The 23,555-nt window shown below is 73.0% G+C and carries 20 protein-coding genes; 7 read left to right on the top strand and 13 right to left on the bottom strand.

The genetic code is table 11. The features are described 5' to 3' along the window. The first annotated feature begins 127 nt into the window (after nucleotides 1–127). A complete protein-coding gene (locus AB0H57_RS21075; protein WP_357508872.1) occupies nucleotides 128–3,442 on the top strand; it encodes a S8 family serine peptidase in 3,315 nt (1,104 codons plus the stop codon). Between the two features lie 300 nt (nucleotides 3,443–3,742). Next, nucleotides 3,743–6,973, top strand: coding sequence for a S8 family serine peptidase (locus AB0H57_RS21080; RefSeq protein ID WP_357508874.1), 3,231 nt, complete (start codon nucleotides 3,743–3,745; stop codon nucleotides 6,971–6,973). An 85-nt stretch (nucleotides 6,974–7,058) separates the two neighbouring features. Here AB0H57_RS21080 and AB0H57_RS21085 read toward each other — a convergent pair whose 3' ends face one another. Further along, nucleotides 7,059–7,502, bottom strand: a complete 444-nt coding sequence (locus AB0H57_RS21085; protein ID WP_357508876.1) for a hypothetical protein — start codon at nucleotides 7,500–7,502, stop codon at nucleotides 7,059–7,061. Nucleotides 7,503–7,552: 50 nt separating this feature from the next. Then, entirely contained in the window at nucleotides 7,553–8,545 is a 993-nt protein-coding gene (locus AB0H57_RS21090) for a 4-hydroxy-3-methylbut-2-enyl diphosphate reductase (protein ID WP_357508878.1), read from the bottom strand. 169 nt (nucleotides 8,546–8,714) lie between these two features. Here AB0H57_RS21090 and xseA point away from each other — a divergent pair, with 169 nt between their 5' ends. Continuing rightward, a complete protein-coding gene (xseA, locus tag AB0H57_RS21095) occupies nucleotides 8,715–9,938 on the top strand; it encodes an exodeoxyribonuclease VII large subunit (protein ID WP_357508880.1) in 1,224 nt (407 codons plus the stop codon). Between the two features lie 95 nt (nucleotides 9,939–10,033). Next, nucleotides 10,034–10,258, top strand: a complete 225-nt coding sequence (locus AB0H57_RS21100) for an exodeoxyribonuclease VII small subunit (protein ID WP_357508882.1) — start codon at nucleotides 10,034–10,036, stop codon at nucleotides 10,256–10,258. Between the two features lie 164 nt (nucleotides 10,259–10,422). Here AB0H57_RS21100 and AB0H57_RS21105 read toward each other — a convergent pair whose 3' ends face one another. The 3 genes from AB0H57_RS21105 to AB0H57_RS21115 form a co-directional block, all read right to left on the bottom strand. Then, the gene (locus AB0H57_RS21105; RefSeq protein ID WP_357508884.1) at nucleotides 10,423–11,373 is read right to left on the bottom strand and encodes a hypothetical protein; all 951 of its coding nucleotides are present in this window, start codon (nucleotides 11,371–11,373) and stop codon (nucleotides 10,423–10,425) included. A gap of 225 nt (nucleotides 11,374–11,598) precedes the next feature. After that, nucleotides 11,599–12,399, bottom strand: a complete 801-nt coding sequence (locus AB0H57_RS21110; protein ID WP_357508886.1) for a hypothetical protein — start codon at nucleotides 12,397–12,399, stop codon at nucleotides 11,599–11,601. Between the two features lie 134 nt (nucleotides 12,400–12,533). Then, a complete protein-coding gene (locus tag AB0H57_RS21115; protein WP_357508888.1) occupies nucleotides 12,534–13,292 on the bottom strand; it encodes a DUF4245 family protein in 759 nt (252 codons plus the stop codon). 155 nt (nucleotides 13,293–13,447) lie between these two features. Here AB0H57_RS21115 and glpX point away from each other — a divergent pair, with 155 nt between their 5' ends. Beyond that, nucleotides 13,448–14,479, top strand: a complete 1,032-nt coding sequence (gene glpX, locus AB0H57_RS21120) for a class II fructose-bisphosphatase (RefSeq protein ID WP_357508890.1) — start codon at nucleotides 13,448–13,450, stop codon at nucleotides 14,477–14,479. Beyond that, nucleotides 14,476–15,441: a DMT family transporter gene (locus AB0H57_RS21125; RefSeq protein ID WP_357508892.1), complete on the top strand. Its 966-nt coding sequence runs from the start codon at nucleotides 14,476–14,478 to the stop codon at nucleotides 15,439–15,441. Before glpX ends, AB0H57_RS21125 begins: the two co-directional genes overlap by 4 nt. A gap of 56 nt (nucleotides 15,442–15,497) precedes the next feature. Here the strand turns inward: AB0H57_RS21125 and AB0H57_RS21130 are convergent, their stop codons facing one another. The 8 genes from AB0H57_RS21130 to AB0H57_RS21165 form a co-directional block, all read right to left on the bottom strand. Beyond that, nucleotides 15,498–15,620 carry a hypothetical protein gene (locus tag AB0H57_RS21130; RefSeq protein WP_357508894.1) on the bottom strand — a complete coding sequence of 41 codons (123 nt, stop codon included), beginning with the start codon at nucleotides 15,618–15,620 and terminating at the stop codon, nucleotides 15,498–15,500. 30 nt (nucleotides 15,621–15,650) lie between these two features. After that, the gene (locus tag AB0H57_RS21135) at nucleotides 15,651–17,354 is read right to left on the bottom strand and encodes a hypothetical protein (protein WP_357508896.1); all 1,704 of its coding nucleotides are present in this window, start codon (nucleotides 17,352–17,354) and stop codon (nucleotides 15,651–15,653) included. Nucleotides 17,355–17,412: 58 nt separating this feature from the next. Beyond that, a complete protein-coding gene (locus tag AB0H57_RS21140) occupies nucleotides 17,413–18,381 on the bottom strand; it encodes an NAD(P)/FAD-dependent oxidoreductase (RefSeq protein WP_357508898.1) in 969 nt (322 codons plus the stop codon). Between the two features lie 118 nt (nucleotides 18,382–18,499). Further along, nucleotides 18,500–19,159, bottom strand: coding sequence for a rhomboid family intramembrane serine protease (locus AB0H57_RS21145; protein ID WP_357508900.1), 660 nt, complete (start codon nucleotides 19,157–19,159; stop codon nucleotides 18,500–18,502). A 102-nt stretch (nucleotides 19,160–19,261) separates the two neighbouring features. Continuing rightward, nucleotides 19,262–19,969: a lytic transglycosylase domain-containing protein gene (locus AB0H57_RS21150; protein WP_357508902.1), complete on the bottom strand. Its 708-nt coding sequence runs from the start codon at nucleotides 19,967–19,969 to the stop codon at nucleotides 19,262–19,264. 286 nt (nucleotides 19,970–20,255) lie between these two features. Next, nucleotides 20,256–21,665, bottom strand: a complete 1,410-nt coding sequence (locus AB0H57_RS21155) for a PhoH family protein (RefSeq protein WP_357508904.1) — start codon at nucleotides 21,663–21,665, stop codon at nucleotides 20,256–20,258. A gap of 346 nt (nucleotides 21,666–22,011) precedes the next feature. Next, complete coding sequence (locus AB0H57_RS21160; RefSeq protein ID WP_357508906.1) at nucleotides 22,012–22,338, bottom strand: hypothetical protein; 327 nt, start codon at nucleotides 22,336–22,338, stop codon at nucleotides 22,012–22,014. A 37-nt stretch (nucleotides 22,339–22,375) separates the two neighbouring features. Then, nucleotides 22,376–22,720, bottom strand: a complete 345-nt coding sequence (locus AB0H57_RS21165) for a hypothetical protein (RefSeq protein WP_357508908.1) — start codon at nucleotides 22,718–22,720, stop codon at nucleotides 22,376–22,378. Between the two features lie 264 nt (nucleotides 22,721–22,984). Here AB0H57_RS21165 and AB0H57_RS21170 point away from each other — a divergent pair, with 264 nt between their 5' ends. Continuing rightward, nucleotides 22,985–23,425, top strand: a complete 441-nt coding sequence (locus tag AB0H57_RS21170; protein WP_357508910.1) for a helix-turn-helix transcriptional regulator — start codon at nucleotides 22,985–22,987, stop codon at nucleotides 23,423–23,425. The last annotated feature ends 130 nt before the right edge of the window (nucleotides 23,426–23,555 follow it).

Below are 23,555 nucleotides of genomic sequence, written 5' to 3' on the forward strand. Positions count from 1 at the left end.
GACGTATCGACGTCACGGACTGGTCACAACCTACTTCGGAGTATCGACATCGACGCCGGGCCGCCCAGAGGATCGGCAGCACGCGTGCCCTGTGTCTGAAGGGCCCTGTTCTCTGGAGGAAGAGAACGTGAGTCAACCCCGCAACCGGAGCCGGCGTACCTCCGCCGCGCTCTTCGCCTCGGTCCTGGCCGCCGGCGCCATGACCGTCGGGGGTGGCGCCGCGACCGCGAGCGCAGCCCCCACCGCCCCCACCGACGCTTCCGAGCCGACCCCGGTCGAGGTTCTCGGCGCGCACGACGCCAAGCTGCTCACCGAGGCGAAGGCGAAGCACGCCCCGACCGTCACCCTGATCATCGCCGCCAAGAAGGGCTCGGCCGGCAAGGTGGCCGACGGCCTCAAGGGCCTCGGCGCCTCGGTCAGCCAGCGCTACGACCAGGTCGGCTTCGTGCTGGCCAAGGTGCCCACCGGCAAGGTCCTGAAGGCCGCCACGCTGCCCGGCGTCTCCGCGGTCGACCTGGACGAGACCATCAAGCTGCCAGACCCGACTCCCGAGGCCGCCCCGGCCGGCGCGAAGGTCGCCAAGCAGGGCCAGACCCTGGCCGGGCCGGGGACGGACACCGGCGCCGTCAACCCGTACATGCCGACCAACGAGACGGGCGCGGAGGCGTTCAAGGCCGCCCACCCGACCTGGGACGGCCGCGGCGTCACCATCGGCATCATGGACTCCGGGGTGGACCTGGACCAGCCGGCGCTGCAGCGGACCACCACCGGCGAGCGCAAGATCGTCGACTGGGTCACCGCGACGGACCCGCTCGAGGACGCCACCTGGCGGCCGATGCTCACCGAGGTCAAGGGCCCGAGCTTCACCATCGGCAGCGGCTCGTCCGCGGTCACCTGGACCGCCCCGGCGGGCACCTACCGGTTCAACACCTTCCGCGAGTCCACCACGCTGGGCAGCGACCCGGCCGGCGACGTGAACCGCGACGGCGACACCACCGACGCCTGGGGCGTCCTCTACAACCCGGCCAACGGCGACATCCGCGTCGACGTGAACCAGAACAACGACTTCACCGACGACGAGGTGATGCGGCCGTACAAGGAGAAGTTCCAGGTCGGCCACTTCGGCACGGACAACCCGGCCACCGGGGTCCGGGAGCAGATGCCGTTCGTCGTGGAGTACCGGCGCAACGTCGACACCACCCCGGCCGGCGGCCCCGGCCTGGTCGACTACGTCAACATCGGCATCATCGAGAGCACCCACGGCACCCACGTCGCCGGCATCACCGCCGCCAACGACATGCTGGGCAACAGCGCGTTCGACGGCGCGGCCCCCGGCGCCAAGCTGGTCTCCGCCCGCGCCTGCTCCTGGGGCGGCGGCTGCACCTACGCGGCGCTCACCACCGGCATGGTCGACCTGGTGGTCAACCGCAAGGTCGACGTGATCAACATGTCGATCGGCGGCCTGCCGGCGCTGAACGACGGCGCCAACGCCCGCGCCGAGCTCTACAACACCCTGATCGAGACGTACGGCGTGCAGATGTTCATCTCCGCCGGCAACTCCGGCCCGGGCCTGAACACGGTCGGTGACCCCTCGGTCGCCGCCAACGTGGTCAGCGTCGCGGCGAACATCAGCAAGGACACCTGGCTGGCCAACTACGGCTCGGTGGTCCGCAAGCAGAACGCGCTGTTCAACTTCTCGTCGCGCGGCCCCCGCGAGGACGGTGCCTTCAAGCCGAACATCGCCGCCCCCGGTTCGGCCATCTCCACCGCGCCGACCTGGCAGCCGGGGGTTCCGGTGGCCGAGGCCGGCTACCCGCTGCCCCCGGGCTACCAGATGCTCAACGGCACCTCGATGGCCTCGCCGCAGGCCACCGGCGCCGCCGCGCTGCTGCTGTCGGCCGCCAAGGCGACCGACCAGGCGGTCACCCCGGCCGCGCTGCGCCGGGCCATCTACACCGCCGCCAAGCCGATCGCGGGCGTCCCGACGTACGCCCAGGGCTACGGCATGTTCAACGTCCCGGGCGCGTGGAACCTGCTCAAGGCGGGCGTGTCGACCCGGGCGTACACCTCGGAGGCGCCGGTCTGCACGGAGCTCTCCGGCAACCTGGCGAAGTACAACCGGGACCTCGGCATCTTCGAGCCGAGCCCGAACGTGGGCACCGGCATCCACAACCGCTGCGCCGCCGACCGGGGCGGTCAGCAGGTCAAGGAGAACCGCCAGTACGCGGTCAAGCTGACCCGCACCAGCGGGCCGGCCGGCAACCTCAGGCACAACATCGCCTTCCGGGGCAACGACGGCACCTTCTCGGCGCCGGCCAGCGTCACCCTGCCGCTGAACAAGACCGTCACGGTGAACGTGAAGGCCAAGCCGGCCACGGCCGGCGCGCACGGCGCCATCATGACCGTCGACGACCCGGCCACCTCCGTGGTCGACTTCGAGGTCTCCACCGTGGTGGTCGCCGGCAACGAGGTGACCAAGCCGAAGTACTCCTTCGTCGCCGAGGGCTCGGTCGAGCGCAACGGCTTCACCTCGTACTTCGTCACGGTGCCGCCGGGCGCCGGGGCACTCCAGGTGAACCTCTCCGGCATCGCCACCGGGTCGCAGACCCGGTTCATCGCGATCAACCCGTACGGCGTGCCGGTGGACAGCACCTCGAGCCTCGGCTGCTACACCAACTTCTCCGACGCCGCCGCCTGCAAGCCGCAGGAGCGGGACTACCAGAACCCGATCCCGGGCGTGTGGGAGATCGAGGTGGAGGCGCGGCGCACCTCGCCGAGTCTGGACAACCCGTACCAGTTGCAGGCGCGGGTGCAGGGCGTCAAGGTCGAGCCGGCCGTGGTCGAGCTGCCGGCGGTCACCGCCGGTAAGCCCACCCAGGTGAGCTGGAGCCTGACCAACACCTTCGGCCCGGTCTCGGTGAGCGGCGTGGGCGGCCCGCTGTCCAGCGTGCGCGCCGAGCGGCCGACCATCACCGAGGGCACCACGCAGGAGTTCACGGTCGACGTGCCGGCCGGCGTGTCCAGCTTCACCGCCCGGATCGGCAACCCGGCCAACCCGAGCACCGACCTCGACCTGTACGTCTTCCTGGGCGCCACCCGGGTGGGATACCAGGCCGACGGTGACTCCGAGGAGGCCGTCACCCTGCTCAACCCGGCCCCGGGCAGCTACCGGGTGGTCGTGGACGGGTACGCGGTGGACGGCGCGGGCGGCAGCACCGCGTACGACTACCGGGACTCGTTCGCGTCGGCCGCGCTGGGCTCGGTCAGCGCCCCGGCGACCACGCTGCCGCTGCCCAACGGCGCCACCGCGACCCTCACCGGCACGGTGACCGCCCTGGCCACCCCGGCCGCCGGTCGTGAGCTCTACGGCGACCTGGCCGTCACCACCACCGAGGGTGCGGTCGTCGGCCGCGGCTCGGTGTCCATCGGCGCGGTGAACTGACCGCGTACCGCACCAGCGGAAGCCCGTCCCCGGCGTGCCGGGGGCGGGCTTCCGCCGTTCGGAGGGGGTGCGGGCATCCACCACCCGGCCGGTCGGGATTGGACGATCGACGTGCGGTGCCGGCCGTTATCACTTGTCGTCAGGCAACGATCGGCGGCACGGTTGCCTGGCAGCCAGTTCACGTAACGCAGGCCACATCTCCGTCGCTGATCCGGTGACGGTGGTCGACGTGTCGTGACACGTGGCCGTCACATCCCCTGCCCTGATCCAGGGCACTTGCTCTCCCTCGGAGGAAGAGACGTGAGCAGACCCCGCAGCGGGCGCGCCCGGAAACCGGTCGCGCTCGTGGCGTCGGCGGTCACCGCCGGCGCGCTGACCCTGGCCTTCGCCGGCAACCCCGCGAGCGCCGAACCGACCCCCACCGACGTGCTGAAGAGCAGCAGCGTCGGCCTCACCCCCACCGACCAGGAGCGGCTCGCCGAGGCCCGGCAGGAGGGCGAGCAGAGCCTCACCCTGCTGGTCGGCGCCGTGTCCGGCCAGTCCGCCACGGCCGCCGCCGGGCTCACCGCGCTCGGCGCCACCGTCTCGTACCGGGACGACGACCTGGGCTACCTGCGCGCGGAGGTGCCGACCGACCGCGTCGAGCGGGTCACCGGTCTGGCCGGCGTGCAGACCACCGAGATCGACGCGGCGACGCCGCTGCCGGACCCGGAGCCGGCGGGCTCCCAGCCGGTCACCCCGCAGCCCGCACCGGGCAAGGCCACGCCGCAGGACAACCCGTACCTGCCGATCCGGGACCTGGGCGCGACCCGGTTCCTCGCCGACCACCCCACCCTCGACGGACGCGGGGTGACCGTCGGCATCCTGGACACCGGTGTCGACCTGTCGCACCCGGCGCTGCAGAAGACCACCACCGGCGAACGCAAGATCGTCGACTGGGTCACCTACACCCACCCGAGCGCCGACGGCGACCCGACCTGGGTCAGCATGAGCCGCAACGTGTCGGGCCCGACGTTCACCGAGGGCGGGCGGAGCTGGACCGCCCCCGGGAACCGGTCCTACCGCTTCGGCCTCTTCAACGAGCGGGACGCCCGGCTGGGCGGCGAGGTCGGCAACGACGTCAACCGGGACGGCAACCCGGCCGGCAGCAGCGGCCAGTTCGGCGTGCTCTGGGACGGCGGCAGCAACGTCTGGGTCGACACCGACCAGGACGGTTCCTTCGCCGACGAGAAGGCGATGACCGACTACAAGGCGCGCAACGACGTCGGCACCTTCGGCACCGACAACCCGGCGACCGCGATCAACGAGTCGATGCCGTTCGTCGTGCAGGTCGACGGCAAGAACAAGTTCGTCAACATCGGCATCGTCTCCGGCGCCCACGGCTCGCACGTCGCGGGCATCACCGCCGGCAACGGGCTGTTCGGCGGCGCGATGACCGGCGTCGCCCCCGGCGCCAAGATCGTTTCGGTCCGGGTCTGCCTCTTCGTCGCGGGCTGCACCTCCAGCGCGCTGATCGAGGGCATGATCTACGCCGCGAAGCAGGCGAACGTCGACGTGATCAACATGTCGATCGGTGGCCTGCCGTCGCTCAACGACGGCAACAACACCCGCGCGCTGCTCTACAACCGGCTGATCGACACCCACGACGTGCAGATGTTCATCTCGGCCGGCAACAGCGGCCCGGGTCTGAACACCGTCGGCGACCCCTCGGTGGCCGAGCGGGTGCTGAGCATCGGCTCGTACGTCACCGACGCCACCTGGCGGGCCAACTACGGCTCCAGCTCCCCGTACCCGGAGAGCCTGCACTACTACAGCTCGCGCGGCCCGCGTGAGGACGGCGGTTTCAAGCCCAGCGTGATCGCCCCGGGCTCGGCCATCTCCACCGTGCCCACCTGGCAGCCGGGCGGCCCGGTCGCCGGCACGTACGCCCTGCCGCCGGGCTACGCGATGTTCAACGGCACCTCGATGGCCTCTCCGCAGGCGGCGGGCGCGGGCGCGCTGCTGGTCGGCGCGGCCAAGGCGCAGGGCTTCCAGCGCAAGCCGGCCCAACTGCGGCAGGCCATCATGTCCTCGGCCCGGTTCATCGGCGACACCGGCGCGTACGAGCAGGGCGCGGGCCTGATCGACGTCCCCGCCGCGTACGAGCTGCTGCGTAAGAACATCAAGACGGTCGGCATCACCTCCTCGGTGCCGGTGCACACGGTGCTCGGCGGCTTCCTGGCCAAGCCGGGCTTCGGCGTCGGCATCTACGACCGGGAGGGCGTGACCGCCGGCCGGGCCTACACCCGGACGTACACCTTCACCCGCACCACCGGCGGCTCGAACGCCGTCACCTACAACCTGTCCTGGGTGGGCAACGACGGCACCTTCGCCACCGACGCCTCGGTGGCGCTGCCGCTGAACAAGCCGGTGACCGTGACCGTCCGGATCAACCCGGCCGGCCCGGGTGCGCACTCGGCCGTGCTGCGGCTGGACGACCCGGCCACCACCGGGATCGACTACCAGACGTTGAACACGGTGATCGCGCCGTACGCCTTCGTGCCGAGCGCGAACTACCAGGTCCAGGTCACCGGCAAGGTGGGGCGCAACCAGTCCCTGCACTACTACTTCGCGGTGCCGGCGAACACCCCGGCGCTGAAGGTCGACTTCACCGGGCCGGACGGCACGGCGGGCACCGGCCAGGCGCGCTTCCTGCGCTACCACCCGTACGGCGTGGCGATCGACGACAACGCGTCGACCTCCTGCTACTCGCCGGCGGCGGGCGCGTGCAGCACCGGTTCGCCGAACAGCCGCACCACCTCCAACCCGCTCGCCGGGGTGTGGGAGGTCACCGTGGACGGTCGGCGTACCTCGGACGCGGAGTGGATCCCGTTCACCCTGACCGCCTCCGTGCTGGGCGCCACGGTCACCCCGAACCCGGACGTGATCGAGTCCGCTCCGCTGGGCGGCACGGTGAACCGGTCGTACAGCCTGACCAGCTCACTCGGCTCGTTCACCGGCCGGGCGGTCGGCGGCGGGTCACTGGGCAGCGCGAAGCGGGGCACGCCCACCGTCGCCGCGCACGAGGTGCAGGAGTACGACGTGACGGTGGCGCCGGGCTCGACCCAGTTCCGCGCCACCATCGGCGGCACCTCGGACCCGGGCGCCGACCTGGACCTGTTCGTGCTCGACTGCACGTCCGGGACCTGCGTCGCGGCCGGCCAGAGCGCCGACGGTGACTCGGAGGAGTCGGTCACCATCGGCAACCCGAAGCCGGGCGCCTGGAAGGTCCGGGTCGACGGGTACGCGGTGCCGTCCGGCACCACCACCTACAACTACATCGACGTCTTCACCAACCCGGCCTTCGGCTCGGTGACGGTGACCGACGCGAACGCGGCGCGCTCGACGGGTGCGACGTGGCAGGTGCCGGGCGCGGTGACCGTGCAGGCGGCGCCGGGCAGCGGTCGGGTGCTCTACGGCACCGTCCAGGTGCGCACCGACACCAACATCCTCATCGGCAGCGGCGACGTGATCGTCCAGAACGTCGGCTGAGCCGTACGGCGGTGAGCCGGAAGGCCCGTCCCCGGTCGGGGGCGGGCCTTCCGCGCGTTCGGGGCCGGGCCGCGCCGGCCGGGCGTCAGGCGCGGCTGGCGGCCTCCACCACGAACGGGGTGCCCTGCTGGCAGGTGGTCATCATGTCGGGCTGCACCCGGCCCTCGACGGTCACCTTGGCGCCCGGCCGCAGCACGTCGCGCGGGCCGCCGACCAGCAGATAGCCGTCGAGCAGCAGGCAGTTGGGCTCCACCCCGGCCGCCACGGTGCCGGTGAGGGTGTGCGCCCCGGGACCGGGCGGCAGGCTCGGGCCGGCCGGCTTCTTCGTCGGCGGCACGACGGTGGGCGGCTGCGGGGTGGCCGGTTGCGGGGTGACCGGGTCGGTCGGGTCGCTGGTCGGGGGCACGGTCACCGTGCTGCCTCCTGATGGCTCGGGGGGCGGGTTCCCGGTGTCGGTGCCCTGGCCGCCGCAGGCGCTGAGGGCGGCGCAGAGGAGCAGTGCCGGTACCGCCGTCCGCATGGTCTTCATACCGGTTCGGACGTACGCCGGCCGCATCCCGTTCCCGCCGGCGCCGACCCTCAGGGCCGGGCCGCCGCCGCGGCGGCCTTCATGTCCCGCTTGAGCTCCTGCGGCAGCGAGAAGGTCAGCCGCTCGTTGGCGGTGAGGACCTCCTCCACGTCGGTGAAGCCGCGCTCGGCCAGGTGTGCCAGCACCTGCTGCACCAGCTCGTCGGGCACGCTGGCGCCGGAGGTCAGCCCGACCGTGCGGGCGCCCGCCAGCCAGGCGTCGTCGATCTCGTGGGCGAAGTCGACCAGGTGGCCGGCGCGGGCGCCGGCGTCCAGGGCCACCTCGACCAGGCGTACCGAGTTGGAGGAGTTCCGCGAACCGACCACGATCACCACGTCGCAGTCGGGGGCGATCTCCTTGACCACGTGCTGTCGGTTGGAGGTGGCATAGCAGATGTCGTCGCTGGGCGGCGACTGGAGCAGCGGCAGCCGCCGCTTGAGCCGGGCCACGGTCTCCATCGTCTCGTCCACCGAGAGGGTGGTCTGGGAGAGCCAGACGACCTTGTTCGGGTCACGGACGGTGACCTTGTCGGCGCCGTCCGGGCCGTCCACCAGCTGGATGTGCGCGGGGGCCTCACCAGCGGTGCCGACGACCTCCTCGTGCCCCTCGTGGCCGATCAGCAGGATGTCGTAGTCCTCGGCGGCGAACCGCTTCGCCTCCTGGTGCACCTTGGTGACCAGCGGACAGGTCGCGTCGATGGCCTTCAACGAGCGGGCCTGGGCCTGCTCGTACACCTCGGGGGCGACGCCGTGGGCGGAGAAGATCACGGTGGCGCCCTCGGGCACCTCCTCGTTCTCCTCCACGAAGATCGCGCCCTGGGCCTCCAGGGTGCGCACCACGTGCTTGTTGTGCACGATCTGCTTGCGCACGTAGATCGGGGCGCCGTAGAGCTTGAGCGCCTCCTCGACGGTCTGCACCGCCCGGTCCACGCCCGCGCAGTAGCCGCGGGGCTTGGCCAGGAGCACGCGCTTGCCGGTCCGGGGAGTCGTCGCAGCCTCAGTCACCCGACCATCGTACGTGCCGCCTCTCCCCACGGCAGTGGCTGCGCCACCCGACCCCGCCCAACCACCGCCCCCGTCCGCCGCGTTGATCATGAAGTTGGCCGCGGTTTCGGAGATCGACATCGCCGCCACTCCATGATCGACGCGGGTGTGGTCGGGGGTGGGCCGTAGGGTGGGCGGGGTGAGTGAGGTGGCGCGGAGCAGCTCGGAGGAGCCGTGGCCGGTTCGGGTGGTCAGCCAGAAGATCAACGCCTGGATCGCCCGGCTGGGCTGGGTGTGGGTGGACGGGCAGGTGGCGCAGATCAGCCGTCGGCCCGGGGCCAGCACCGTCTTCCTCACCCTGCGTGACCCGTCGGCGGATCTGAGCCTGACCGTCACCACCAACCGGGACGTGCTCGACTCCGGCGCCCCGGAGCTGCGCGAGGGCGCCCGGGTGGTGCTGCACGCCAAGCCCGAGTTCTACGCCGCCCGCGGCACGCTCAGCCTGCGCGCCGACGAGATCCGCCAGGTCGGCCTCGGCGAGCTGCTGGCCCGGCTGGAGAAGCTCAAGAAGCTGCTCGCCGCCGAAGGGCTCTTCGACCGGGCCCGCAAGCGCCGGCCGCCGTTCCTGCCGCAACGGATCGGCCTGATCACCGGCCGCGCCTCCGCCGCCGAGCGGGACGTGCTGACCAACGCGAAGCGGCGCTGGCCGGCGGTGGAGTTCCGCACCGTCAACGTCGCGGTGCAGGGCCCGAGCGCGGTGCCACAGATCATCGACGCGCTGAAGGTGCTCGACGCCGACGAGAGCATCGACGTGATCGTCATCGCCCGGGGCGGCGGCGGCATCGAGGACCTGCTCCCCTTCTCCGACGAGGCGCTCTGCCGGGCGGTCTTCGGCTGCCGTACGCCGGTGGTCAGCGCGATCGGCCACGAGACGGACACCCCGCTGCTGGACTACGTCGCCGACGTCCGCGCGTCCACCCCCACCGACGCGGCCAAACGGATCGTCCCCGACCTGACCGAGGAGGTACGCCTCATCGGCCAGGCCCGCTCCCGGCTGGAACGGGCGGTCGGCAACCTGGTCGACCGGGAGTCGCACCGGCTCGACCTGCTCCGCTCCCGCCCCGTGCTGGCCCGTCCGCAGGTGATGGTCGACCAGCGCGCCGCCGAGATCGGCGCGCTGCGCGACCGGACCAACCGCTGCCTGGACCACCGGCTCGGCGCGGCCGGTGAGGACCTGCGGCACACCCTGGCCCGGCTGCGCGCCCTCTCCCCCGCCGCCACCCTGGACCGGGGGTACGCCATCGTGCAGCGTGCCGACGGGCACGTGGTGCGGGCGGCGGGCGAGGTGGCCAAGGGCGACCCGCTGCGGGTCCGCCTCGCCGAGGGCGAACTGGCTGCCACCGTCGACGGCTAGGCCATCTCCCCCGCCCGTGGCCGACGGCGCCACCCGGAAGGACACCGCGGACCCGTGCCCCCGAGATCACCGGCGGATGTGGTGGGATGGGACCGATGAGCGACGAGAAGGACCCCGGGCCGGACGAGCGGCTCAGCTACGAGCAGGCCCGCGCCGAACTGGCGTCGGTGGTGGAGCGGCTGGAGGCCGGCGGCACGTCGCTGGAGGAGTCGCTGGCGCTGTGGGAGCGCGGCGAGAAGCTGGCCGAGATCTGCCAGCGCTGGCTGGACGGCGCCCGCGCCCGGATCGCCGCCGCCCGCCAGGAGGCCACCAACTCCTGACCCGCGCGGTCCCCCGGGCAAGGCCGGGCCGGGGCGCGCGGCCTCGTCGGCCAAGGCCGGGCAGGCGCGCCGCAAGCCTGACGGCGAAGGCCGGGCAGGCGCGCCGCTTACCCGGGGGCACGCGGAGGGGCGGGCGACCACAGCCGTCCCGCCCCCGCGCGGTGTCACCGGAACAGGTTGTAGAACTCCGGCGGCGCCTCGACGACCTGGTCGGCCGGCGGCTGCTGGGCGGCGCTGGCGTTGCCATAGTCGGAGTAGGTCACCTTGATCTCCTCGGTGGCGCCCGCCCCGGCGGTCGAGGCACCTCCCGGCGCCGCGGTGGCGCTCTCGCCCGGGGCCGCGGTGGCGCTCGGGACGGGGACCGCGGTGGCGCTCGGGGCCGGGGCGCTCTGGCCGACGGTGGGGATCTTGAGCACCAGCTCGCTGAGCCGGCCCTCGGTGTCCAGCTTCGCGGTGAACGGCACCGACTGCGCCTGAGCGCCGAGGGTGGTGATCACCGCGGGGTCGACGGAACCGGCCTCGGCCGCCTTCGACACGTCCAGGGTGCCTGCATAGCTGCCCTCGCCGGTCTGCCGGGCCTCGGTGATGCCCTGGGTGAGCACCGCGCTGCCGCCCGGGTCGAGCTTCTCGAAGTCGAAGCCGAGGTTCCGGTTGCCCTTGATCCGGGTCTGGTCGAGGTGCTGGTACTTGCCGAGGTTCAGCTTCTGCAACCCCGGCACGCTGCCGGCGGAGGTGCCGCCCAGGTCCGCCTTCACCCAGCTGTCCGGCTTGATATGGATCATGTCCAGGGTCATCATCAGGTCCGAGGACTGCTGCCCGATGGTCAGCTTGATCTGGGCGCTCTGGCTGGGCTGGTGCACCTGCCCCTCGGCGGTGGAGCCCACCGCCGACATGGTGAACTTGAAGTTGCCCTCGCGGATCGCGTTGGTGGAGTCGAGCAGCGCCTGCTTGGCGTCACCGTTGGCCGCGCCCGAGGCACCGGGCGAGGCGTCGCCGGAGGCCGCCGGGGTTGCCGAGGCCCCCGCCTCGGTGCCGCCGGTGCTGTTGCACGCTGCCACTGAAGGGATGAGCAGCGCCGCGGCGAAGGCCGTCGCGCTGAAGCGTCGAACGTTCACGTGAACTCTCCAGGTGGGTCGTCCGGCCCACGGAGGGTGCCGGAGGCTGCCGCCGGGGCCCTGCCACCGGCCCCGGCGCACGAGCCCGACCCGGCGGCGGCACCGCGTGGGCGGCTCGTACCCCCTCTGTTCCCTGAAGCGTCCTTCGGCAATCCCTGTCCGGTCCCGCCCGGAAAGAGCCCACCGCCGGGCGGGACGGCCGGGGCCGCCCCGCCCGGTCGTGGATCACTTGCTGAACATCTGGTACGTCTGCTCGGACGCCTCGACGACCTGGGCGGCCGGCGGCGCCTCGACGGCGGTGGCGCTGCCGTAGTCGGCGTACGTGACGGTCAGCGCCTGCTCCGGCGCGCTCTCCGACGCCGGCACCTGCACGACGAACTCGGTCAGCCGGCCCTGCTCGTCGAGCTTGGCGGTGAACGGCACCGCGCTGGCCTTGGCCCCGAGGCCCTTGACGATCTCGTCGTCGAGCAGGTCGGCGTCGGTCACCTTGGTGGCGTCGAGCGTGCCCTCGTACGTGCCCTCACCGGTCTTCCGGACGTCGACGACCGCCTTGATGATCTTGTCACTGTCGGCCGGGTCGACCTCGGCGAAGTCGAACTTCAGCTCGTCCGCGTCCTTGACCCGGGTGCGGTCGAGGTGCTGGTACTTGCCCTTCATCTCCTTGAAGGCCGGCACGGCGTCGGCCATCGGCCCGTCGAGCTCCAGCTTGAGCCAGCTGTCGGTGTCGATGAAGACCAGGTGCAGGTTCATCGCCATGTCGTCGGCGGCGGTCTGGGCACTCGCCATCTTCATCTCGGCGCTCTTCGTCGGCATGTGCACCTTGCCGTCGCCGGTGAACTCGCCGCTCTTCATGGTGAAGGTGAAGTTGCCCTTCTGGAGCTCCTTCGTCGAGGCGACCAGCGCCTCCTTCGGGTCCGCCGCGGCGGACCCGCCGTCCGCGGAGTCGGAGTCGCTCTTGCAGGCGGCCAGGCCGGGGACGAGCAGGGCGGCGGCGAGGAGGCCGGCACTCCAGCGTCGAATGTTCACGTCGATCTCTTTCGGTGTGCTGTCCGGCGCGGCGGGCGCGCCGGCCGGTGTGCGGTCCGGCGCGGCGGGCGCCGGTTCTGGGCCGGCGCAGCCTAGCCGAGCCGCGCCGGCCCTGGGGGGCACCGGAAGAACCGTCAGCGCAGCGAGCCGGCCAGCTGGCGCAGCTCGTTCTCCCGGGCGTCGCCCACCACGATCACCGTGCGGCCCGGCTCCAGCAGCACCAGCGCCTGCTCGTTGCCCCGGGCGGTGTACCGCTGCCAGCTGCGCCCGCCCAGGTCCACCGGCCCCTGCGGCTGCCCCTCCCGGGTCAGCTCCGCGGGCAGCAACTGCTCCGGCGGCACGTTGCTCTGCACCAGCTGGGCGGCCTGTCCCTCCGGGGTCAGGTAGCCGATCCGCAGGTTCGACCCGCCGTCGACCGAGCGGAAGTTGGCGCTCACCGTGCGCCAGCCCTCGCCCAGCCCTCTCGGCTCGCTGACCGGGAATACGTTCGCGGCGCGGGCCTGCTCGTACGCCGGTGCCGGGTCGACCACGGTGGGCTGGTCGCCGCCGAGGAAGCCGCGGTAGAAGGCGAGCAGCAGGGCGATCGGCACGAGCAGCACCAGCAGCGACAGCGCCATGTCCTTCGGCGACCGCTCCGAGCGGGCCTTGCCCTTGGGCGCGGTCGGCACGGCCCCGGTGCGGGCCGGCGGCACGTCGTGCTCCAGGATCCGGGCGGCGGTCACGTCCCGGTCGTCTGGGGTGACCGGTTCGGCCTCCGCCGCCGGGTCGACGAGGGCGGGCTCGGCGGACTCGGCGTCCGGTCGGGCCGGCGGGTCGGTCGGTCGCACCGGCGGCTGGCCGTCCGGCGGCGTCTGGTCGGCGGGTACGCGATCGGCAGGCTGTGCGGGTTCCACCCCGCCATTCTCGCAGCCGCCGGGTTGCCGGCATCCGGGCCACCGCCGCCCCGCCCCGGCGTTACGTTGAGGCACGTGTGAGGATCAGCGTCACAGCCGGCAGCGGGACGCACACCCTGCCGGTCCACCCCGCAACGTCGCGAGGAGGAGCCGTCATGACAACCACCAGGACGCGGATCCCCCAGGATCTCGACCGTAACCTCGCCCTCGACCTGGTCCGGGTCACCGAAGCCGCGGCGATGGCCGCCGGCCGGTGGGTCGGCCGGGGCGACAAGGAGGGCGGCGACGGAGCCGCCGTCGACGCCATGCGCAAGCTGATCAACTCGATCCAGATGCGCGGCGTCGTGGTGATCGGCGAGGGCGAGAAGGACAACGCCCCGATGCTCTACAACGGCGAGGAGGTCGGCGACGGCACGGGCCCCGAGGTGGACGTCGCGGTCGACCCGATCGACGGCACCACCCTGATGAGCAAGGGCATGCCGAACGCCCTGGCGGTGCTCGCGGTGGCCGAGCGGGGGGCGATGTTCGACCCCAGCGCGGTCTTCTACATGGAGAAGCTCGCGGTCGGCCCGCAGTACGCGGACGTGGTCGACATCAACGCCGGCCCGGCCGAGAACATCCGGCGGATCGCCAAGGTCAAGGGCACCGACGTGTCCGAGGTGACGGTCTGTGTCCTGGACCGGTCGCGCCACGACGACCTGGTCAAGCAGATCCGGCGGACCGGTGCGGGGATCCGGTTCATCTCCGACGGCGACATCGCGGGCGCCATCGCCGCCGCCCGGGGCGAGTCCGACGTCGACGTGCTGATGGGCATCGGCGGCACCCCGGAGGGCATCACCGCGGCCTGCGCCCTCAAGTGCATGGGTGGCGTGATGCAGGCCAAGCTCTGGCCGAAGGACGCGCAGGAGCGGGAGAAGGCGCTCGCCGCCGGGCACGACCTGGACCGGGTGCTCTTCACCGACGACCTGGTGACCGGGGACAACTGCTTCTTCGTGGCCACCGGCGTCACCTCCGGGGACCTGCTGCGCGGGGTGCGCTACCGGGCCGGCGGGGCGTACACCCAGTCGATCGTGATGCGCTCGAAGAGCGGCACCATCCGGGTGATCGACTCGTACCACCGGCTGGAGAAGCTGGCGCTCTACTCGGCCGTCGACTTCGACGGCCGGCCCCTGGCCGAGCAGGAGTGATAGACACCGGGACGGCGGCTCCGCCCACCCCGTCGGCCACCCGGCGGATCACCGGCGTCGGGCTGGCGACCGCCGCCGGGGTCGCGGTCGCCGTGCAGTCCCGGATCAACGGCGAACTCGGCGTACGCCTCGCGGACGGCATCGCCGCCGCGGTGGTCTCGTTCGGCGTGGGCCTGCTGGTGCTGCTGGTGCTGGTGCCCGCCACCCCGGGTGGCCGGCGGGGCCTGGCCGGACTGCGGGCCACCCTCCGCGACGGGTCGCTGCGGCCGTGGCAGTGCCTCGGCGGGGTCTGTGGGGCGTTCCTGGTGGCCACCCAGGGGCTCACCATCGGCACGCTGGGCGTCGCGGTCTTCACGGTGGCGGTGGTCGCCGGCCAGTCCGGCAGCAGCCTGGCGGTCGACCGGGCGGGCATCGGGCCGGCCGGGCGGCAGCCGGTCACCGCCAGCCGGCTGGCCGGGGCGGTGCTGACCGTGCTGGCGGTGCTGCTGGCGGTCGCCGACCGGCTCGGTGATCCGGCCGCCCTGGCGCTGGCCGCGCTGCCCCTGCTGGCCGGCGTCGGCATCGCCTGGCAGCAGGCGGTCAACGGCCGGGTACGGGTGGCCAGCGGCAGCGCGCTGGCGGCCACCCTGGTCAACTTCGCGGTCGGCACGGTGGCGCTGCTCGCCACGTTCGCGGTGGAGGTGGCGGTACGGGGTGCCCCGGCCGGCCGCCTCCCCACCGAGCCGTGGCTCTACCTGGGCGGCCCGATCGGCATTGTCTTCATCGCGATCGCCGCGGCGATCGTCCGCTTCACCGGCGTGCTGCTGCTCGGGCTGGCAACCATCGCCGGTCAGGTCGTCGGGGCCGTGCTGCTGGACCTGGTGCTGCCCACGGCGGCCGCGCGCCCGGGGGTGGCCACGCTGGCCGGCGCGGCGCTCACCCTGCTCGCCGTGCTCATCGCCGCCCTCAACCCACGCAGGTGAGGAGGGGCCCCCGCTTAACGCTTGCGGTATAGCAAGGGGCCCGCTCAACACCTGGGTCAGCGCAGCGCCGCGACGGTGGCGGCCAGCGCGTCCGCCAGCGGGGTCGGCGCGATCCCCAGGGTCCGCTGCGCGGCGGCGGAGTCCATCAGGTCCCGCACCGGGATGCGTACTTCGCGCACCAGGCCGGGTTGATGGCCGACCTGATCGGCCTACCCTGACCGCTCGGTCGCGCCCGGTCGCGGCGTCGGCACGTCGGGCCCCGCCGCCGCGCCGTCCGGGTCACCCCCGGGACCAGGGCCGAGCGGCGGAGCTCCGGGTCGCCCCGAACCGCTCGGCCGCACCAGCGGCACCGGGTACGGCGGCTCGGGTTCGGGGATGCGCGCGGTGACCAGCCGGTGCGCCCGCCAGGCGAGCCCCAGACCGGGCAGTGCGGCAATGCCGGCCAGCGGGAACGCCACCGAGGCGAACGCCGGCCGGCCGTAGAGCCAGCCGACCAGCGGCAGCCCGGCCAGCACCAGGGTCAGCGCGGCGGCCAGCAGCACCTCGACCATCCACCGCGCGGGCACCCTCGCCGCCGGGTGGGGGATCAGCGACACCACTCCCGCGCCGAGCACGAGGAGCAGGCCACCGAGGGATCCGGGGATCCGGATCAGGTCGTTGCCCAGCACCCCGAACAGCAGCATCCCTGCGGCGCCGGGCACGAAGAGCATCAGGCCGATCACCTGCCAGGTGCCGACCACGGACCCACCCCGCCAGCCGGCCCGCGCGCCGGCCGACAGCAGCACCAGCACGCTCAACAGGAACGCGACCAGCGCCACCCGCAGCGGGTCGGCGTGCCGCTGCGCGGGGGTGCTGACGCCCAGCGCGGGCACCTGGACCACCTCCTCGTCGCTGCCCGCCCGCGCCCCGACGAAGCCGATCCGCCGCCAGCCGCCGTCCGCGTCCCGCAGCGCGAAGCCGTCCCGCCCGTTGGCGACCAGCACCACGTGCCGCCCGCCGTCCACCTCGAAGATGGTCAACTCCTGGCCGGTCACCCGGCTCCCCGACCACCCGGCCTCCTCGTACCGCCGGCTCAGGATCGCCCGCTGGGCCTGCGTCACCTCCCAGGCGGTCCGCCAGGTCCGGCCGGCGTCGTCGCTCTCCTGCACCCGGAGCCGGCCCTCGACCAGGCGGTAGCAGTGGCGCGGCTCGGCCGGCACGCAGGCCCGCCGGACCGGCGGCGGAGCCGGAACGACACCCAGGCTCTCGCCCACGAGCGTCCGCTCCTCCGCGGTGAGCGGGTCCCGCCAGCTCGCCCCGGCGTCCTCGCTCACCCGCCAGGTGTTGACCGGGTAGACGCCGTCGTCGCCGAGGCTGCCCCCGACGCCGGCGACCAGCTTCCCGTCGAGGACCGTGGCCCGCTGCGCGTCCGGAAACCAGTACGCGCTGGTGGCGGCCACGGCCAGCGTCGCCGCCGGCAGCAGCACCAGCAGCCGCACCAGCCGGGCCGAGCGACCGGCGACCGGGTCTCGGCGGGCCCGCCGCCAGGTCCAGCCGGCCACCGCCAGGGCCGGCAGGGTGAGCAGGTCGGTGCGGTCCGCCCGGACCAGCGAGGGGCCGCTGACCAGGCTCCACGCCGCCGAGGCGAGCGCGGCGGCGTACCCGCTGCTCTTGACGACGGCGAAGCCGGCACCCACCAGGCCCAGCCCGAGCCCGGCGGCGCCCCGGGCCGGCAGCCGCGGCACGGCCAGCGCGGCGAGCGCCGCGACCAGCGGCGGGGCGAGCACCAGGCCGGCGACGTCACTGAGCTTGCCGGTGAGCCGGCCGGGGTGGACGGCCTTGAGCAGGTGGTCGTTGACCACCAACACGATCAGCGCGAGCACCGTGAGCGGGTGGCCCAGCCAGGCGAGGGTGGTACGGTCCGCGCGGTCCATCCGTCCACGATGGCGGCGACCGATCTCGATCCGGGCACGCGCCGGACAGGAATCGGGCTCAGCCGGCGTCGGAGGAGTGCCCGGGGAACAGGTGCGCGGCCGGGTCGATGGCCACCGCGGCATTGTTCACCGCCGTGGCCGCCTCGCCGAAGCCGGTGGCGATCAGCCGGACCTTGCCCGGGTACTCGGTGATGTCCCCGGCCGCGAAGACCCGGGGCAAATTGGTGGCCATCGTGCTGTCCACCAGGATGTGGCGGCGGTCCAGCCCGAGCCCCCACTCGGCCAGCGGGCCGAGGTCGGCGGTGAAGCCGAGCGCCGCGATCACCGTGTCGACCGGGAGCGTCTCGGTGACGCCACCGCGTACGGCGATGTCGGCGGCGGTGACGACGTCGTCACCGTGCAGCCGGGCCACCTCGGCGTTGACCACCACCCGGACCGGCAGGGCCCGTACCCGGGTGACCGTGGCGGCGTGCGCCCGAAACCGTTCCCGCCGGTGCACCAGGGTCACCGACCGGGCCAGCGGCTGCAACGTCACCGCCCAGTCGAAGGCCGAGTCGCCGCCGCCCACGATCAGCACGTCCCGCCCGGCCAGCTCGGCCGGCCGCGGTACGAAGTAGACGATCCCGGCGCCGGAGAAGTGCTCGGCCACCGGCAGCGGCCGCGGCACGAAGCTGCCCAGCCCGCCGGTGACGATCACCGCGCCGCAGCGGAGCTGCTCGCCGCCGGCCAGCCCGAGCACCAGCCGGCCGTCGACGTGGGACAGCTTCTCCGCCCGGGTGCCGAGCAGGTACGTCGGCGCGTACGGGGCGGCCTGGGCGACCAGGTTCGCCACCAGGTCCCGCCCCTTGATCGCCGGGAAGCCGGCCACGTCCAGGATCAGCTTCTCCGGGTACATGGCGGTGATCTGCCCACCCGGCTCGGGCAGCGCGTCGACCACCGCGACGGAGAGCCCTCGGAACCCGGCGTAGTACGCGGCGAACAGGCCGGTCGGCCCGGCCCCGATCACCGCAACGTCGACCTCGCGCATGTGCGTACCGCCGCCTCCCGGTCACCGGTGGGGTGTCGTCTGCGACGGTAGGCCCGCCGGGGCGGGTGGGCAAGGACGTCCCATCCCGGCGCGCGCACCGGCGGGTCGGGGTGGCCGCTCAGGGCAGGTGCAGATGCGACTCCGGGTACGGCCCGACGAGGTCGGTCCGCCGGCGGCGGAACAGGATCGCGGCCACCACCCCGCCGAGCAGCCCGAACAGGTGCCCCTGCCAGGAGATCCGCTCGTCGGTGGGGAGGATGCCGCCGAGCACCTGCCAGCCGTACAGGAGGCCGACCAGCAGCGCGACCGCGAAGTTCCACCAGCTCCGCTCCACGATGCCCCGGGTGAACAGCATGCCGAGGTAGCCGAAGATGACCCCGCTGGCGCCGACCACCACCGAGTTGGGCGACCCGGTGAACCACACGCCGAGCCCGCTGACCAGCACGATCACCAGCGTGGACCAGAGGAACCGGCGGACCCCGGCGGCGAGCACGAAGGTGCCGAGCAGGATCAGCGGGATGCTGTTGCTGTAGAGGTGGGCGAAGCCGTGGTGCAGGAACGGCGAGAAGAAGACGCCGTCGAGGCCCTGGATGCGGCGCGGGATGATCCCGGCGGCGGTGTCGAAGCCGGCGCCCAACCCCTCGTCGAGCACCTCGATCAGGAACAGGATCGGCACCACCGCGCACATGGCGACGAACGCCCGGCCGAGGGAGGCGTAGAACGCCTCGGTGCCGAACCGGTACGGGTCGTTGCCCGCGGGGCCGCCGCCTGTGGTCACCCTCCAAGAGCTATCAGCTATCCGGGGCATCCGCCACCTGTCGGCGGGGGTGAAACGACGGCGGGGTGTGTGGACGCCCACACACTCCGCCGTCGATGTCGATCAGTACCAGCCGGTGTTCCGCGAGTGGGTCCACGCGCCGCACGGGTTGTCGTAGCGCCCCTCGATGTAGCCGAGCCCCCACTTGATCTGGGTGGCCGGGTTGGTCTTCCAGTCGTCGGCCACCGAGCCCATCTTGCTGCCCGGCAGCGCCTGGGGGATGCCGTACGCCCCGGACGAGGAGTTGTAGGCCTTGTGGTTCCAGCCGCTCTCCTTGGTCCAGAGCTTGTCCAGGCACGGGAACTGGTCGATGCCGAAGCCGTCCTGGATCATCAGCGCGCAGCCGACCTTCCGGTTGCCGCTGTACTCGTTGCAGGAGGCGGGGATCGGCCCGTCGTACGGCTTGGCCGCCTTCTTGGCCTCTTCCTCGGCCTTCTTGCGGGCCTCGGCCTCCTCGCGCTCCTTCTTGCGGGACGCGGCGGCCCGCTCGGCCTGCCGGGCCCGCTCCGCGGCCTCCTTGGCCGCCGCGGCGGCGCGCAGCCGGGCCTGGTACTCGGCGGCCCGCTGCTTGGCGGCGTCGACCCGGTGATCGGCCTGCCGCTCGTGCTGGTAGCGGTACTCGGCCCGGTCGACCTGGAACCCGACCTGGGCGGTCAGGCCCTGCTGCTGGACTTCCCGGTCTTCACCCAGGTAGAAGCCGCCGGCTACGCCCACGGAGAGCAGCGCGACAGCGGCCGTGCGGGCGCCGAACCGGCTCCACAGCCGACTCACGAAGTGGTCCCTTCGTCGGGGGCAAGGACGCGACGAGGTGGCCGGGGCCGGCCCGTCCGCGCCGCGAGCGCCCCGACCTCAAGCCGGTCGCAACGGACGCACTGGCGGTCACCGATGCCGCTCGCCACGTGACGAGCGATCATCAACGATCTTCCTGGTGCGTGGGCGCTCGATGGAAACCATCGCGCACAGTGAGGCCGATGGGAAACCAGTGACAGAATTTGTGATCTGCACCACAAAGTGAATGCGGACGGAAACCCTCGGAACCGCCGCCCCGGCGGCCCCGCTACGGGATCTCCTCCAACAGATCCGTGACCATCGCGGCGATCGGAGAACGCTCCGAACGGGTGAGGGTGACGTGCGCGAACAGCGGATGACCCTTCAGCGTCTCGATCACCGCGGTCACCCCGTCGTGCCGGCCGACCCGCAGGTTGTCCCGTTGCGCCACGTCGTGGGTGAGCACCACCCGGGAGCCCTGGCCGATCCGGGAGAGCACGGTGAGCAGCACCCCGCGCTCCAGCGACTGGGCCTCGTCGACGATGACGAAGGCGTCGTGCAGGCTCCGGCCGCGGATGTGGGTCAGCGGCAGCACCTCCAGCAGCCCGCGCGCGGTGACCTCCTCCAGCACGTTCTCGTGCACCACCGCGCCGAGGGTGTCGAAGACGGCCTGCGCCCAGGGCGACATCTTCTCCGACTCCGAACCGGGCAGGTAGCCAAGTTCCTGGCCGCCGACCGCGTACAGCGGCCGGAAGACGACCACCTTCTTGTGCCGGCGGCGCTCCATCACCGCCTCCAGGCCGGCGCAGAGCGCCAGCGCGGACTTGCCGGTGCCGGCCCGACCGCCGAGCGAGACGATCCCGATCGACTCGTCGAGCAGCAGGTCCAGCGCGATCCGCTGCTCGGCCGAGCGGCCGTGCACGCCGAACGCCTCCCGGTCACCGCGGACCAGCCGAACCGTCTTGTCGGGCAGCACCCGGCCGAGCGCCGAGCCCCGCGCCGAGTGCAGCACCAGGCCGGTGTGGCAGGGCAGCCCCGCCGCGGCGTCCAGGTCGAGGGCCTCGCCCGCGTACAGCTGCCCAATCTGCTCCTCGGCCAGCTCCAGCTCGGCCATCCCGGTCCAGGTGGGGTCGCTGGCCTGGCCGTGCCGGTACTCGTCCGCGCGCAGCCCGACCGAGGCGGCCTTCACCCGCAGCGGCATGTCCTTGCTGACCAGGGTCACCTCCCGCCCCTCGGCGGCGAGGTTGAGCGCCACGGACAGGATCCGGGCGTCGTTGGACTCGTTGCGGAAGCCGGGCGGCAACACCCCGTCGTCGGTGTGGTTGAGCTCCACCCGCAGCGTCCCGCCCTGCTCGTTGGCGGGCAACGGGCGGTCCAGCCGGCCGTGCGTCACCCGCAGCTCGTCCAGCATGCGCAGCGCCTGCCGGGCGAACCAGCCCAGCTCGGGATGGTGTCGCTTCCCCTCCAGCTCGGAGATCACCACCAGCGGCAGCACCACCTCGTGCTCGGCGAAGCGGTGGAACGCCGCGGGGTCGGACAGGAGGACCGAGGTGTCCAGGACGAAGACCTGGCCCGATGGTCGGGGCTCCTCGGTGTCGGCGGGGGCGGCCGCCGCCCGGCGGCTCCGGGTGGTCCGGCGGGTCGTGGCAGTCGCGGCCGGGGTCTGGTCGGCACCGGCAGCGGTACGGCGAGTCGTCACAGGCCTGCTCCGCGGGTGGGCACCCGGCCACCCGAGTCCGCCTCGTCCGGTGCCCGGTGGACACGGGGTCGGATGCGGGCCCCGTGCGCGAGGTCGCAGGTCCGGGCTGGCCGGCTGGCCCGGGAGAACCCCGCGCCATGAGTAGACGCTAGCGGCGCGCGGGCGCGTCGGCTAGTGGACGAACTGGATCTCACCCGACCGGCAGGTGAACGCTGGGCGGCAGGCCGGCCGGGATGCATGCCCCCTGCGCGCATCCCGGCCGGCGGGGCCCGGCGTCACCGGTCTGCCCGGGCCCCGACGGTGCGCGTCCGCCGCGGACGGCGCACCGCGTCCAGTGGTGGCGGCCTCAGCCCCGGCGCCGGACCAGGGTGCCGGTCGGATGCCGGCCGGTCACCGCGGCCGCCGGGGCGGTGAACGACGAACCGGTGTACGTGGTGCCCTGCCGCTTCCCGGCGCCGCCCGAGCGAGCGGCGGAGGCCGACAGCGCCGAGGCGATCGCCGCCTGGGCGTCGCGCCGGCGGCGGTTCCAGGCCCCCCGGTCGCCGTCGAAGTAGCCCTGGCGGTAGCCGAAGCGGTAACCGATCCGGTAACTGAGCTGGCCGTGCAGCCGGCCGGCCGCGTAGCTGGTCGAGGCGAGCACGAGCACCAGGACGACGGCGAGGAAGGGACTCATCCCGCGACTCCGGCGGGTCGCGTCGCGCGGGCGCGGGTCATCGGTCCTCCGGCTCTGCACCGCTGGGGTCGACCACCAGCAACCGCTCCAGGTCGGCGGTGGTCACCTCCTCCACCAGCTCGACGCTGATCCGGCAGCCGTCCAGGACCACCTCGGCCACCGAGGAACGCCTGATCTCGCCGCCGGCGTCGTACACCCGGACGCTCAACTCGGGGCAGCCGAGGTGGGTGCGCCAGGCGTCCCACTCGCCCCGGTCGGCGACGCTCAGCGAGAGGTAGCGGCAACCGCGGGCGAGGTAGAGGCGCCAGGGGGCGCTCAGGCCGGCGGCCACCCCGTCGGCGATCAGGCGGAAGGCCTGGGCACGGGTAGCGAGCTCGGTCACCGCACCCCCCGCAAGGCGGACGAGTGACGCATGTGAGCACTGATCGTCTCAAGCACGTGACACACCGTAGATTGTCCCATGAACGTGACAGTATCAGCTTTTCGTCCGGTTACGGCCGTCCGTGAAGGCATCTACCCTGCCCGGATGACACCCCTCAGAGCAGGCAAAAAGCCGTTCACCGGCGCAGACTTGAAGGCGTCTCGCGAGCGAGACGGCAGCGCCCCGGGTCCACCCTCGACGGCCGCCCGGCCGTACCGTCACGGGGTGACCGAGACGAACAACGCGCGGAAGATCGCCTTCGCCACCTTCGTCCGCCGGGCGCTCGACGACGCCCGGGCGACCCGGGCCTGGAGCGGCACCGAGGTGTCCCGCCGCACCGGTGTCTCCCGGCAGACCATCAACCGCTGGGTACGCGGCGACTGGGCCAGCGACCCGGAGGTGGAACGGGTGGTCGCGTTCTGCGAGGGGCTCGGGCTCAACCCGGCCGCCGCCTTCGGCGCGCTCGGCTGGGACCGCACCACCGCGCCCGCGGCCGACCCGGTGACCCCGGAGATGGACCCGGACGTCGCCGCGCTGCTGCGCCGGCTGGTCGACCCGGCCGTCTCGGACGCGGAGAAGTTCCACATCCGAGAAACCATTCGTTATCTCGCATACCGCCCATCCCTGCCGGTCGATGTCCGAAATCGACGGAAACAAGCCGGCTAGTTCTCCAGATGGCGAAAGAACGCCTGGTCAGCGTCCATCGTTTCGCTTCCGGGACGGACCCGGCACGCTAGCGTCCTGTCTGTACTGCTTGGGCTCGTCGTCGGCGGGGGGACGGGACAAGGCCGAACCC

This window comes from Micromonospora sp. NPDC050686, from assembly GCF_040654475.1.
Classification (GTDB): Bacteria; Actinomycetota; Actinomycetes; order Mycobacteriales; family Micromonosporaceae; genus Micromonospora.